The 14,317-nt window shown below is 40.4% G+C and carries 14 protein-coding genes; 4 read left to right on the top strand and 10 right to left on the bottom strand.

Features of this window, described 5'->3' with window-relative positions; all coding sequences use genetic code 11:
* Positions 1-334 precede the first annotated feature (334 nt).
* Positions 335-1,216: a metal-dependent hydrolase gene (locus F4W09_RS15650; protein ID WP_151505330.1), complete on the top strand. Its 882-nt coding sequence runs from the start codon at positions 335-337 to the stop codon at positions 1,214-1,216.
* A 117-nt stretch (positions 1,217-1,333) separates the two neighbouring features.
* Positions 1,334-1,795: a ribosomal protein S18-alanine N-acetyltransferase gene (gene rimI / locus F4W09_RS15645; RefSeq protein ID WP_044738241.1), complete on the top strand. Its 462-nt coding sequence runs from the start codon at positions 1,334-1,336 to the stop codon at positions 1,793-1,795.
* Between the two features lie 49 nt (positions 1,796-1,844).
* Here rimI and F4W09_RS15640 read toward each other — a convergent pair whose 3' ends face one another.
* The 3 genes from F4W09_RS15640 to trxB form a co-directional block, all read right to left on the bottom strand.
* Positions 1,845-2,660: an arginyltransferase gene (locus F4W09_RS15640; RefSeq protein WP_044738240.1), complete on the bottom strand. Its 816-nt coding sequence runs from the start codon at positions 2,658-2,660 to the stop codon at positions 1,845-1,847.
* 19 nt (positions 2,661-2,679) lie between these two features.
* Positions 2,680-3,414 carry a leucyl/phenylalanyl-tRNA--protein transferase gene (aat, locus tag F4W09_RS15635; RefSeq protein WP_044738239.1) on the bottom strand — a complete coding sequence of 245 codons (735 nt, stop codon included), beginning with the start codon at positions 3,412-3,414 and terminating at the stop codon, positions 2,680-2,682.
* Between the two features lie 84 nt (positions 3,415-3,498).
* Positions 3,499-4,452, bottom strand: coding sequence for a thioredoxin-disulfide reductase (trxB, locus tag F4W09_RS15630; protein WP_151505329.1), 954 nt, complete (start codon positions 4,450-4,452; stop codon positions 3,499-3,501).
* 252 nt (positions 4,453-4,704) lie between these two features.
* Here trxB and F4W09_RS15625 point away from each other — a divergent pair, with 252 nt between their 5' ends.
* On the top strand, positions 4,705-7,779 hold the full coding sequence (locus tag F4W09_RS15625; RefSeq protein WP_151505333.1) for a DNA translocase FtsK: 3,075 nt from the start codon (positions 4,705-4,707) through the stop codon (positions 7,777-7,779).
* Positions 7,780-7,832: 53 nt separating this feature from the next.
* On the opposite strand, the gene F4W09_RS15620 is transcribed toward F4W09_RS15625, so the two are convergent.
* Positions 7,833-8,714, bottom strand: a complete 882-nt coding sequence (locus tag F4W09_RS15620; protein ID WP_151505332.1) for a LysR family transcriptional regulator — start codon at positions 8,712-8,714, stop codon at positions 7,833-7,835.
* A 107-nt stretch (positions 8,715-8,821) separates the two neighbouring features.
* Between F4W09_RS15620 and F4W09_RS15615 the strand changes: the two genes are divergently transcribed.
* Positions 8,822-9,724 (top strand): AEC family transporter, encoded by a 903-nt coding sequence (locus F4W09_RS15615; protein ID WP_151505328.1) that lies wholly within the window; start codon positions 8,822-8,824, stop codon positions 9,722-9,724.
* A 51-nt stretch (positions 9,725-9,775) separates the two neighbouring features.
* On the opposite strand, the gene F4W09_RS15610 is transcribed toward F4W09_RS15615, so the two are convergent.
* The 6 genes from F4W09_RS15610 to F4W09_RS15585 all read right to left on the bottom strand — a co-directional run bounded on the left by F4W09_RS15610 (position 9,776) and on the right by F4W09_RS15585 (position 14,156).
* Entirely contained in the window at positions 9,776-10,063 is a 288-nt protein-coding gene (locus F4W09_RS15610) for a PA4642 family protein (RefSeq protein ID WP_016167271.1), read from the bottom strand.
* A gap of 96 nt (positions 10,064-10,159) precedes the next feature.
* Positions 10,160-10,432, bottom strand: coding sequence for a cell division topological specificity factor MinE (gene minE / locus F4W09_RS15605; protein WP_016167270.1), 273 nt, complete (start codon positions 10,430-10,432; stop codon positions 10,160-10,162).
* 2 nt (positions 10,433-10,434) lie between these two features.
* Positions 10,435-11,247 carry a septum site-determining protein MinD gene (minD, locus tag F4W09_RS15600; protein ID WP_016167269.1) on the bottom strand — a complete coding sequence of 271 codons (813 nt, stop codon included), beginning with the start codon at positions 11,245-11,247 and terminating at the stop codon, positions 10,435-10,437.
* A 65-nt stretch (positions 11,248-11,312) separates the two neighbouring features.
* Positions 11,313-12,041, bottom strand: coding sequence for a septum site-determining protein MinC (gene minC / locus F4W09_RS15595; protein ID WP_104441498.1), 729 nt, complete (start codon positions 12,039-12,041; stop codon positions 11,313-11,315).
* 122 nt (positions 12,042-12,163) lie between these two features.
* Positions 12,164-13,213, bottom strand: coding sequence for a hypothetical protein (locus tag F4W09_RS15590; protein ID WP_104441499.1), 1,050 nt, complete (start codon positions 13,211-13,213; stop codon positions 12,164-12,166).
* 4 nt (positions 13,214-13,217) lie between these two features.
* Complete coding sequence (locus F4W09_RS15585; protein ID WP_104441500.1) at positions 13,218-14,156, bottom strand: 1-acylglycerol-3-phosphate O-acyltransferase, YihG family; 939 nt, start codon at positions 14,154-14,156, stop codon at positions 13,218-13,220.
* Positions 14,157-14,317 lie beyond the last annotated feature (161 nt).

Raw genomic sequence — 14,317 nt, 5'->3', positions numbered from 1 at the left:
TGTTGCGAAAGTAACTGCATAATCACTTTATTGTGTGAAAAAAGCGCTCCTTTGGGGCGCTTTTTTTATGTAGATAAAATTCTATTCTTTTGTATTTCTATCCATGACTTAGACATTCTGAGAATTTATTCATACGAGACATGGGTTCATATAGCCTGTAGGCATTAGCTGTAGAAAAATAAGATTGTCAGACAATTTACTCTCAAAACTGTCCTTAACTGATACTTCACTGACCTTATCTGCCCTTATCGCTGGTGGTGAAAACCGTAATATTAGAATCAAGAAAAACAAGCATAAAGATGGTTAGATCTAATGGGTCTGTAGGAGTCTCAGAATGAATGCTAAGGTAAAAATTACCAATCGTGCAGGAGCAAGTTTTCCTGTACGTCGTATGAATTTTAATTTTGAAAATGTGCCTGAATATTGGATGAATGGCTCGGCAGGGCTGACGCATTTCATGACGGCGTTGTCTGCACTTTTTCCAGCAGGTGAGCAATTTTTCATAGATAGTGTGCGTGCAGTACGTTATCACCCTGCAATTAAAGACAATGAGCTGCTGCAAAAAGAAATCAGTGCTTTCATTGGGCAGGAAGCCATGCATACGCAAGAACATGTTGGTTTTAATGCTTCGGCACAAAAGTACGGACATGATGTCGCGTGTTTAGAACAACAAACAGATAAAGTCATTCAAGGCTTCTGCAAGACAGCTGCAATATTATTTAAACCTGTGGGTGTTACCCAAGAAATGATCGACTTGATGGGAACCACTGCTTTAGAGCATTTTACGGCAACGATTGCTTCGCAATTACTGATTAATCGCCATATTCAGGAACTCATGACTGACGAAACCATGTCGACTATGTGGTACTGGCATGCGATCGAAGAAAATGAACATAAAGCGGTGGCTTATGATGTGTTTGAGGGTGTATTTGGAACTGGAGTGAAAGCCTATCTAGCACGTTGTGGCTCGTTAATTGCTGCCATGGCGACCTTATTTGTTGTGCAAAGTTATTTTGTTCTACGCTTGTTAAAACAAGATAATCAACTCAATTTAAAGGCATTAAAAGATATCTATGTTTATGGTTATAGTCCATCGAAAGGGATTATTACGGGAATGGGACGTGAGATGTTGGCGTATTTTAAACCAGGATTCCATCCAAATCATTTGGATACGGTAAGTTTGCTGGCCAATTGGAAAGCAAAGCTAGGGCTTTAGTCTTTGGTGATGGGCTTTAAAGATCACAGGGATATGAAAAATATCCCTGTTTTTGTTCGTTTCTCTGCGAAATATTTTTATAATGCAGGTCTATTTAGATCGATAAGATGAACGTGCATGATTCGTTTAATGCAACAAACTGATGTCAATGCGGTTGCTCAAATTGAAAAGCTGGTACAAAGTCATCCTTGGACGTTGAACCAATTTCAGGATGCAGTGCACAGTTACCAAAGTACGGTGATTGAGCAGGCTGGACAAGTTGTGGGTTTTTGTATTTTGCAGCCAGTTTTAGATGAGGCGAATTTATTGCTCATGGCTATTCATCCCAATCAGCAGGGTAAAGGGTTAGGATATAGGCTGTTAGATGAGTCAATTGCATTACTTAAGAATCAACCTGTGCAAATTTTTTTAGAGGTGCGTGAAAGCAACCAAGCTGCGATTGCACTGTATGAAAAATCTGGTTTTCATCAGATCGATTTACGTAAGAATTATTATCCATGCCCGAATGATGGGCGTGAACATGCGATTATTATGGTTAAAGCATGTACTGACGATTTTTCTCAGTTATTTAAATTATGATTCAAAGCATTCTTTGATGGAGTGAATAAACTCCATCAAAATAATACATCTATTTAATGATTGAATTATTCCATCCTGAAGGAAGTGTGGTCATTAATGAGTTTCCCAAAAGTTGGATTTCTTCTGCACTGAGTGAGCGGTTGATACGACGCCACTGTCCATCAAGCAATAATTCTAAAGGCGTGTATTGCGATTTATAATTCATTTTATTGGAATGGGGCACCCAATAACCCAAATAAACATAGTCCAATTGCTGTTGTTGCGCATATTGGATTTGTTTCATGATGGCAAAAGCCCCTAATGAACGACGATTTTCATTGGGATCAAAAAAGGTATATACCGCAGACACACCATCATCAAGTTGGTCACAGGTCGAAACGCAGAGCAACTGCTCATCTTTCCACAGTTCCAGAAAAAAACTTTCAGTGCAGGTATGAATCAGAAATTTTTCAAACTGGTCATAGCTAGGGGGGAACATATCACCGTCGGCATGGCGTTCACGAATGTAGCGTTCATACAACGCATAATGTACATCACTCGCATCTTTCGGTTGAGTAATTTTGACTGTGAGATCTTGATTGCGTTTCCAAGCTTTTTTTTGCTTGCTGTTCATTTGAAACTCTTGGACGGGAACGCGGCAAGACAAGCATTGACGGCACAAATGGCATTCAGGACGGTAAACAAAGTCTCCACTACGACGAAAACCGACACGTGAAAGTTCAGACAACGTGACCACATCAATCCGATGGGCTGGATCTAGAAAAACCATGCGAGCAGATTTCTTTTCAAGGTAACTGCATTCATGTGGTGGCGTAATATAGTACTGTAAATCATTTAACAGGGACTTCGGGTGATATGAATTCATAAAGATCCCTCTATTGTTTTCATTCGATTAATTGCGAAGATAACGCTATTCTTTTACTTGAAAATACACCCTCTTGATACTTTTTCCAATCGATAGGGGGTTGTTTTATAATATCTTGTAACGAATTTAAATACGCTTGTCGAGAAATCGTACAAGCACCAAGACTGAGTAAATGATCATTAACCAATTGACAGTCAATCCAAGGTAACTGGTTTTCTTGCCCAAGTAACATTAGGGTATAAAATGCCATTTTAGACACGTCAGTTCGTGTGCTGAACATGGATTCACCAAAACAGCCCTTGCCAATGTTTACTCCATACAGCCCACCGACAAGCTGATCTTGTTCCCATACTTCCACACTATAGGCATAACCTGCTGAAAACATACCTAAATAACCTTGAATGATATCTTCGGAAATCCACGTGTCATTTGCATAACTGCGAGGCAGGGCACAGGAGCGAATTACCGATTCAAAAGCATGATTAATGGTAATTTTATAGTCATGCTTTTTCATATTCCGCAGCAAGGATTTACTCGGATGATATTGCTCAGGTCGAATAATGCAGCGTGGCTCGGGACACCACCAGCAAATAGGTTCACCTTCAGAAAACCATGGAAAAAGACCGTGTGTATAGGCCTCAAAAAGCGTAGAAGGGGAGAGGTCAGCACCTATGCAAATCAGTCCATGTCCTTCTGGGTCTGAGTTTATGGGATCGGGAAATAAATATTCAGAAGGTGCTAAAGTATGCTGCATGATTAAATTCAGGGATTATTCTTTACGCTATCATACATAAAAAAACCGCCCTTTTCGGACGGTTTTCATTGTAGATGCAAAGGATTATGAACCTAGAGCATCCAGATATTTTTCAGCATCAAGTGCAGCCATACAGCCCGAACCTGCAGAAGTAATAGCTTGACGGTAAATACTATCTGCAACGTCACCTGCTGCGAATACGCCTGCAACCGATGTTGCTGTTGCATTACCAGAGGTACCACTTTGCACTTGAATATAGCCATCACGTAGATTGAGTTGACCTTCAAACATCCCCGTATTCGGTTTGTGGCCAATTGCAACGAATAAACCTTGGACATCAATATCTTGTGTGCTTGCATCTACAGTTGATTTTAAGCGTACAGAAGTTACACCTGTGTTATCACCCAAGACTTCATCCACTTGATTGTTCCAAAGAATGCTAATTTTGCCTTCTTTTTCTTTTTCAAATAAATGGTCCTGTAGAATTTTTTCTGAACGTAAGCTGTCACGACGATGCACAAGCGTCACGTGTGAAGCAATGTTAGACAGGTAGAGGGCTTCTTCGACTGCGGTATTACCACCGCCAACTACCATGACTTTCTGGTTTTTATAGAAGAAACCATCACAAGTTGCACAAGCACTCACGCCTTGCCCCATGAATTTTGCTTCAGATTCTAAGCCTAAATACTGTGCAGTTGCACCCGTTGAGATAATCAGTGCATCACAAGTAAACTCTTCCATATCGCCTTTAAGGACGAATGGACGAACACTGAGGTCAACTTCATTGATGTGGTCATACACAATTTCAGTGCCAAAACGTTCTGCATGAGCTTGCATACGTTCCATTAGTGCAGGACCTGTTAAACCTTCTGGGTCACCTGGCCAGTTATCGACTTCCGTTGTTGTGGTTAATTGACCACCCAATTGCAAGCCAGCAATCAGCATTGGCTTTAAATTGGCACGCGCAGCATAAACTGCAGCACTGTAACCTGCAGGACCAGAACCTAAAATAATTAATCGTGAGTGACGAACGCTCATTCGCGACATCCTTTTTTTCTTTCAAAATTTATGAAATTATACGTGAAAGTGTATAACAGTTGTGTGTGTTCAATGTGGGTAATATTGATCATACAAATCGATTTGAGCTATATAGAATAAAGTTAACAACAAGCCCTCATAATCTTGCATCTTTTTTACGTGAACAGGTGCATAATATCAGGTTTTATTAAGAAACAAATTCAGGTTGTTTTCCAAAAAAACATGAATGAAAAAATGCTTACAGGACAGAGTATGGCTGCGGTGTCAGGTGCTTATGCACAGCGCTTAATGATGACGTTATTTTTAGTCTCATTTGGGATTTATCTGTTCCTTGCAACAGTCACTTATACACCTTTTGATCCAGGTTGGATGCATATTTCGAGTGACACCCAACAGGTTTCCAATGCAAGCGGTGTCGCTGGAGCATGGATTTCAGATTTATTGTTTGGATTTTTAGGTTGGGCAAGCTTACTCATCCCGCTTTTCTTATTTATTGAAGCGATTCAGGTTTGGTGGCCACGTAGCTTTTTGAACCGACCATTTCGTTATGCTGCCCAGTTTTTCATTTTGTTGGCAACGGCAGCACTCTTATTTTTATTTTGGGAAGTACCTGCAGATACTTTAGCCAATGCTTCTGGTGGGATTATTGGCTATGAGTTGGGGCAAAGTCTGAGTCAACTGCTGACCATTTATGGTGCCGCACTGTTTTTAGTGGTGTTTTGGGTAGTGTTGTTTACTTTGGCCTTTGGGGTAAAGTGGAACAAAACGTGGGATACCTTGCGAGCTACACCTGCGTATTTACAAGATTTATTTTATAAAAATGTGCCCGAGAGCGAATCTGATTTTGATCGTACCACACCTCAAGTCAAAAAACAGGTGATTGCAGTTGCTCCAAGCAAGGTTGCTGATCAAACAGAATCGGATCATAGCAAACCATCTCAAGCCTCTGTAGAACAACCATTTATTGCAGGTGTGGCAGCAGAGCGTTTGTTTGATGATATGGTGCAGAAAGAGTCTCAATTGAATCAACCAACTGAGTTCGATTTAGATGACGATGAAGAGTTTGAAAAAACTATCGCCAAAGCACATCAACTTGAACAAGATAGCCAGCGCACCATTGCGACAGGTGAAGTTTGGCGTGCCTTAAATACCAATAATGATCAACTACATAAACAAGACATTGAAGCATTATTAAAAGCTGCTGAAGATGAAACTGTGGTTCCTAAGCATGATTTCAATTCGGTAGTAGAGCGTCAATATCCCGTTGATGTTCAGATAGAATCTTCTCCGAAACCAGTCAAAAGTAATCTTGATTGGGACGATGATGAGATTTTTGATGAGCTACTTGCTGCTGTACCTAGTGGTAAGGCAGCTTCGGATGTACATAGTCCATTCCAACGTAGCGAAGTTCAAACTATTCAAGCTACCGCAATTCCTGATATTGCCGTTGCAGAAGCTCCAATTTCGAGTATCTCTACTGCGGTAGGTGTTGCTGCTGGGGCAACAAAGGCACATATGTTGAACGATGAATTAGATCGTTTTCTGGACGATTTTGATGCAGAAGAACAACAGACAGCCACAGTAGATGAGCCACGTGTAGCATCTTCCTACGCTCAATCATCAGCCTTTGTTAAAACACCGATACAGCAGACTGCTATAGAAGTACCAGAGCGTTTTATTGAGCAGACTAAGGCTGAATTGTCTAAAGAGGCGTTCATCGAAGCATGGCAAGAAACTGCTGGCAAACCTCAAGAAGAAGATGATTTTGACTTTGATGCACCATTGACGGATGCTGCGGGACGCCCAATGTCTCGTGCTATGCAGGTTGCCCAAAAACGTCGTGATTTATCTACGCTACCAGAATTGGATTTGCTAGATCGTGTTGATCCGAATAAAAAAGTCAATTTCACGGCTGAACAATTGGCACGTCTTTCGGAATTACTTGAAATTAAACTGCAAGAGTTCAATGTCAAAGCCAAAGTGGTCGAGGCACAACCAGGACCAGTCGTGACGCGCTTTGAATTGGATTTAGCCCCAGGGGTCAAAGCATCCAAAGTCACCAATATTTCGAAGGACTTGGCGCGATCCATGTCGATGGCTTCGGTACGTGTGGTCGAAGTAATTCCAGGTAAGCCATATATTGGAATTGAAGTACCGAATAGTGCACGTGAAATGGTCCGTCTAATTGAATTACTAGAAACGCCAGCCTATCGTGACCCAGCGGGTTTACTGTCCATGGCGATGGGTAAAGATATTTCAGGCAATCCAGTGATTACTGATTTGGGTAAAGCACCGCATATGCTGGTTGCAGGCACCACAGGTTCAGGTAAGTCTGTCGCTGTGAACTCGATGATTTTGTCGATGCTATTGAAATATACCCCCGACCAATTGCGCCTTATTTTGATTGACCCGAAGCAGTTGGAATTGGCTAACTATAATGATATTCCACATTTACTTACTCCTGTCGTGACAGACATGAAAGATGCAGTTAATGCATTGAATTGGTGTGTAAATGAAATGGAACGTCGTTACAAGCTCATGTCATTCCTTAAAATTCGTAAACTGGCGGACTATAACCGTAAGGTTGAAGAAGCATTGGCAAATGGTGAAGATCTGATTGATCCGACATGGAAGGCCAGTGACTCTGTTGTGGGTGAGCGTGCACCCCGTTTAACGCCTTTACCTTCGATTGTGATTGTGGCAGATGAATTTGCCGATATGATTATGCAGGTGGGCAAAAAAGCCGAGGAAATGATTACCCGTTTGGCGCAGAAATCACGTGCTGCGGGTATTCACTTGTTGTTAGCAACACAACGTCCATCGGTTGATGTAATCACAGGTTTGATTAAAGCCAATATTCCGACTCGTGTTGCATTACGTGTAAACAGTAAAATTGACTCTCGCACCATTCTCGATGCAGGTGGCGCGGAAGACATGTTGGGTCATGGAGACATGCTGTTTTTAGGCCCAGGTAAAATTGAACCTGAACGTGTGCATGGTGCTTTTATTTCTGATGATGAAGTCAACCGTATTTGTGATGCATGGCGTGAACGCGGCGACCCTGATTATGTTGATGAAATTTTGACTCCGTATGATGAAGAACCAACTTCACGCGGTTTTGAAGAGAGCGATGGCGGTTCAGATCGAGATGCCTTGTATGATCAATGTGTGGCTTTTGTTTTAGAAACACGAAAAGCTTCGACATCATCACTACAGCGTAAATTCAGTCTAGGTTATAACCGTGCAGCACGTATTATCGACCAAATGGAAGAAAGTGGCATTGTCAGTGCGATGGGGGCGAATGGTAAGCGGGATATTCTCGCCTAGTGCTCATCTGTTAAAAAGCCTGCCTAAGAGCAGGCTTTTTTATGCGCTTGAATTTAGTCATAGAACATGGTTTGTGCCAGTTCAATAAAGGCACGTGTGGCAGGACTCATCAGTTTTTGATTGCGGACGGCGAGCCCGATTTCACGTTGTGTATTCGGTAGCAAAGGACGTTTCACCACATTCGGATGCAGTGCAAGCAGCTCTGGCGTCATGGCCATATCCGCCACAATCGAAATGCCTTCATGCTGATTGACCATATTTAGAATGGTTAATAATTGTGAGAGTTGATATTGAATCTTGGGCTGTATGTCATATTGTTTAAGCAGTTTTTCAATATGGGTCTGGCTGCCCGCCTTGGTTAAAATAAAAGGGTAGTGCTTTAGTTGGGTAATATCCACCTGACTCATTTGGGCAATAGGGTAGGAGTTAGGAATAAGGGCAATAAAAATATCTTTAATCAATGGAAAAGTATCCAATTGATGGTTGGGTAAAACTGCAAATCCGACATCCACTTGTTGGTTTAAAATCCATTGGGTGACTTCATCATCGGTGCCTTCTTCCACAAAAACTTCAATTTGAGGGTATTTAGTCCTAAAAGCTTGCAGTAGTTCAGGTAGAAGATGAATCGATGCAGATGCTCCAAATGAACCGATTCTTAAAGTACCTTGTTGCAGTCCATGTGTTGCGGCAACTTGCTGTTGCATGACTTGTGCTGTATTTAAAATTTCTTGTGCATGGATGCGAAGCTGTTGTCCTATCTCAGTCAGTACCACATTATTTTGTTCACGACTAAATAGCTGTACACGCCAAAAATGTTCCAGACTTTTAATGGCATGTGACACTGCGGATTGTGAAATTCCGAGTTGTTTTGCCGCATTGCTAAAACTTTGATGTTTAGCAACCAGTAAAAAGATTTCAAGTTGGCTAAAAGTCATTTGAGGGTATGAGGAAATACTCATTTTATTATGAGGGAGAATAAGGATTATATTCTGTTTCCAAAATGAGTCAAAGCTGACTGATGTGCAGCAATTGGAAGAAATGAATGAACATAATCATGGCACTGTTTCCGTTGGTTTTTCTGATAGGGATGGGATATGTGTTTAAGCAGACAGGTTTTTTGCAGGAGGCATTTTGGGCAAACTCTGAAAAATTAAATTATTACATTCTTTTCCCAGCTTTATTGTTTAGCAATCTTTCGAGTGTAAAGCTAGATTTAGGTTCGGTTGTCATGCTTTATATTGCACTTGGCATACTCATTATTCTAATCAGTCTGTTGTTATGGGGACTGAAGTTTTATTTCCACATTCCAGTTCTTCGTTTCGGGGTTTATATCCAAAGCCAGATTCGATTCAATACCTATATTGGGCTTTCATTGATGGGTTTAATGTTTGGTTCGATAGGCATGCAATTGTTCTCTATGATCATTGCTGTGGCAATTCCATTGGTCAATATTGTTTCGGTTTGCTCATTTACCCAAAGTGCGCAGGGTCAGTTGCGTTTTACGCTGATGTCGATTGTAAAGAATCCGCTCATTACCGCTTGTCTATTCGGTATTGTATTTAATTGTTCTGGGTTGTTGATGCCAGAAGGTATATCGCAATTATTGAAATTGTTGGCAAGTAGTAGTCTGCCATTAGGTCTGATTTCTGTCGGGGCTGCATTACAATTTAGTCAGCTCAAGCCAGATTTCGGGCGTGTTATGTTGAATAGTGTATCGAGGTTACTTGGAGTACCTATACTAGCTTATTTTGTGGTACAAAGCTTCGGCTTAGCACCATTACATATAGCGATTTTGGTGGTTTTCTTTGCTTTACCTACAGCATCGGCATCTTATATTCTAACTCGATTCTTTAATGGTGATAGTCAACTCATGGCAGCCATTATTAGTTTGCAAACGCTTTTATTTGCGTTGACCTTTCCATTGTTGATGGGGCTATTATTCTAGTTCATTTATAAGCAGAGCATAAAAAAGCCTACACGAAGTAGGCTTTAAGACTTAAGCAAATTTTGCCAAGACTTCTAAGAATCCATCTCGTTGGCGTGGGTATTCAGCAATTACATCATGAATACGTTGACCTTGAGGATTGGTTGCATTGACATTGCGACCATCTGCAACGAATTGAGTTAACAAGCGCTCGTAGTCCGTTGGGCGCATATGTTTGAATGCGTGGTAAAGAACATGAAAGTCGGCATTAACTCCTGTAGGAGGAAGCTGATTTAAATAGGCAAAAACGCGCTCATCCGACCATTCTTCATTAAACGTTGCTGGCTGAGATAATGCCATTGCAAACTCCTTGGTATATTCTTTTCAAACTAAAAAGGCAAAATAGCTGATGCTATTTTGCCTTGAATCAATTTGCTTGACTAATCAGATTTCAGATTATCGCTCTTCAGGCAAATTGATATTCATCTCTAGCATTTCAATATTGGCTTCAGAACGAACAGACATTTGGATATGTTCTTCATCCACTCCACGCACATAACGATTGACCACTTGCATAATTTCTTTTTTCATTTGGTCAATTTTATCTTGGCTTAAGCGTTTACCTAAGCCTTGTTCAGACGCAACAATGACTTTCAAACGGTCTTTCGCCATTTGTGCGCTAGATGGTTTGTCATCACTACTGAATAATTTACTCCAGAATCCTGCCATATTTACGCTCCAAATAATCGTGCTAACCAGCCTTTAGGTTTGACTGTGATGTGACGGTAAGGACGTTCTTCACCAAGGAAACGTGCAACCAAGTCTTCATAAGCTTGTCCAGCTTCTGCATCTTGGAACAAAATGACTGGTTTACCTTCGTTAGAGGCTTGTAAAACGCTTTTACATTCAGGCACGACACCTAGTGTAGGTACACGTAAAATGTCTTTTGAAATGTCATCAATAGTGAGCATTTCTTGCTTGTCTGCACGTTCAGGATTAAAACGAGTAATACACAAGTGTTTGCGTATACGTCCTTCATTCTGTTCTACTTTTTTAGTTTTACTGTCTAGCATGCCAATAATGCGGTCAGAGTCACGTACTGAAGAAATTTCAGGGTTGGTCACAATAATCGCTTCATCTGCATGATACATAGCTAGAATAGCACCACGCTCAATCCCCGCAGGAGAATCACAAATAATGTAATCGAATTCTTGAGATAATTCGTCCATTACACGTGCAACGCCTTCATCGGTTAACGCATCTTTATCGCGCGTTTGTGATGCAGGTAAAATGTATAAGTTCTCAATATCTTTATCACGAATAAGTGCTTGTTGTAATCGTGCTTCGTTATTTAAAACATTCACAAAATCATACACAACACGACGTTCGCAGCCCATAATGAGGTCAAGATTACGTAGACCTACGTCAAAATCAATAACAACAGTTTTGTGACCACGAAGGGCTAAACCTGTTGCAAAAGATGCACTGGTCGTAGTTTTTCCTACGCCACCTTTGCCTGATGTTACGACAACAATTTTCGCCACCGAATCCACTCCTGTTATGGTAAATCCCCCCTTTAATTAGCGGGGTTTTGGTGTTTATTTATACATTAAAATTCCAGAGCTTTAAATTCCAGCTCTTGGTTTTCATTTAAATAAATATGTACAGACTTCTTTAAGACATGGGGTGGAATATCATCGGCGACACAATATGTCCCTGCAATTGAAACCAATTCAGCTTCAAGTGAGTGACAAAAAATGCGAGCAGCACTGTTTCCACCAGCACCTGCGATAACTCTACCACGAGCACTGCCATAAATATGTATATTTCCTGAAGCAATTACTTCTGAACCACTATTTATACCTGCATTGACGATAATATCGCCATGATCTTGCACTAAACATTGACCTGTACGTAAGATTTCATCGTGATACGAGGTAATATGTCCAATATTACGCGGAAATGGCGCTACTTTTTGCGTATTGTCTGTTGTTGCTTCGGGTGCTTGGACAACAGTTTCAACCACTTGTTCTTGAGTGGCTTTAATACGTTGTAACGATTTACTGTCGGCAGGGAGTACTGGAAATTGAATTGCACGTGCTTCATCGCCCAATAGACCTTCAATTACAGCCATAGGTTGTAAATCTAAGTCAAGTAGTAGTTGAATCAGGGCAATCAGTTCTTGTTCAACGGTACTGTCTAAAATAACAAGCGCACCATGAGTTGTGCTGTCTTGAAGTAATTGGGTCAGTTGTTGACGAATGGCATTATGGTCATTTGTGTCGAAGGTTAATCTACTAAAGTTAACCATTCTACCGGTGATCCGAATATCAGCCATATTTTATCCTTAAGACTTCGAAGCTATTGGTTTTATGCCGAAGCGATGTTGTAAATAGAGCAAATCCTAGAACAAATTCTTTGAATTCTCTAGCCAAGTTTGTAACTTTTTTATCTTAATGCTTATTCTTTAGCTTGATCGAGCTCTTCAAGGTCTTCTAACCATTGTTTTACTTTCACTTGCTTGCGAATAGCATCCAAACTTTCATATACAGCAGATTCAACCAATTGTTCCAATGCCTCATTATCAATATTTAATTCGCTGACTTTTTCAGCAATCAGCTTATAGGTATGATTAGGCTGTTCAGGGCTTCCAGAGACTAACGGTTCTAAAATACCATAGGTAATATTTTCTCCTAAACGCTGCCCAATGCTCTGGATTTGATGTTCAATTCGTCCACCAACAATAGGAATTAAACGTAACAGTTGGGTAAGTTCAGGCGTATCCTCAATGGCTTGATTTACAATTGCACCAATATTTTGAGCAATCAAGCTCTGACGCTGCTGTAGTTCCGTCGCCAGTGACTCTTGTAACAGTTCCGCTAAAGCTTGCGCAAATAGGGTACGATGATGATCGACTAAATCATGAATAATTTTTCTATGGGTTGAGCTGGTATTCAGTTCATGTTTCACACCATCTAATACAGTAATGACTACACGATCAGATAGTTCCTCCATGATCACACGGTAGTAAAATTTGGCTCTTTTCTGAATTGATTCAGGAATGACGTTATAACCTAACTCATGCAGACGAAAAACAATAATCCCTGCACGGAATAAACGTAGAAAACGCAGATGTGGAATAATGGCTAGAATTTCATACCAATGAATAAAAGGGAAAAAAAACCAACGACGATGGTGGCGATAAATGACCGCAATCACCCAACGTACCAAAAGCTCAGTAATTAAGAACAAAATAAACCAAGCTTCGGTGGTAATCACCCATGGATGTAGATGTGTACGATAAAAATTGAGCACTTCATCTAAATGAATCGAGTTTAGGAACCAACCACCAATATTGCTCATCAAGAAAAAATTGGCAGCTAAGCAAAACAAGTTAAAAATAATCAGAAATACCATGAAGGTGTCATAGATCAGATAGAGTTTGAACGACAAGCTCTGTGGATCGACACGATGATATTTTGATTTGGGTACTGACTTGTTCTGCCTCATAAGATTACACCGTACTCACTTCAGCAGTTGTTGAATATTGCGCTTTCATTTGACTAATTAACTGATCTTTTTCAGTCCAGAGATGAGCAACCCATGCTTGGAATTGTGCACGATATTCATCATCATCTTCATAGTTTCCACCTAGAACCCAGTCAGGAATTTCGATTTTACGTAAATTCACCGCAATACGACCCACTTCACCTAGCCAGAATTCGCCATAACCTGGTGCACCATCAGGATAAACAATGGTCATATCCACTAGCGCATCAATTTGATCACCTAAAATATTCAAGGCCAATGCAAGTCCGCCAGCTTTGGGTTTAAGAAGATTTTGGTAAGGCGAGTTTTGTTTCTTGTGTTTCTCAGGGGTAAATCGAGTACCTTCTAAATAGTTTAGTAGTGTAAAAGGTTGGCTTAATAATTGTTCACAGGCTTTGCGTGCTTCTTCCATGTCTCGGGTTTTAAGCTCAGGATTTTTCTCAATTTCTTGTTTGGTATGTCGCTTCATCATCGGGAAGCCCAAAATTTTGAAGGCTTGTCCAACAAAGGGAATAAAAATCAGCTCCCATTTGGTAAAGAAGCGTGTCAGTGGCATTCGTGTCAGCCCAAAATATTGATTTACTGTCGTGTCGACCCAACTTTGGTGATTGCAAGTCATTAAATAACGACCTTGCATACTCAAATCGAGATTTTCATCAACCGTAATATCCCATTTTAGATGGGGTAGAACGTGATCAATCAGCCAGTTATTCACGCCTAACCAACTATTGGTAATTTGAATATTGGTTTTATCGACTTTTTGCGATTGTTTAAATAATTTGGTTAAACCGAGTGCAAGTACTGGTGGTCCATGAAAAAAAGTACTGCCTGTCATGACAGAGCCAACAGTGAGTCCACGTGTGATTTTTTTTAATATGGGTTGTTTGTTTGCTTGAGATGACATATAAAAAATAATCCTAAGTAAAATCATCCATTATCGTTGTTGAATATAGTTGCAAATTCTGAAAATAAAACAAGCGTTCTGTTTGGATAAATTATCCTTCATGATTGATCAAACATGAAGGGATTGTGATGAATGCACATTCGAAATTGAAATTAATTATT

Source organism: Acinetobacter tandoii (assembly GCF_008867985.1).
Lineage (GTDB): Bacteria > Pseudomonadota > Gammaproteobacteria > Pseudomonadales > Moraxellaceae > Acinetobacter > Acinetobacter tandoii.
The sequence above is the reverse complement of the archived record's forward strand: the minus strand, read 5'-3'. Positions and strand labels throughout refer to the sequence as shown.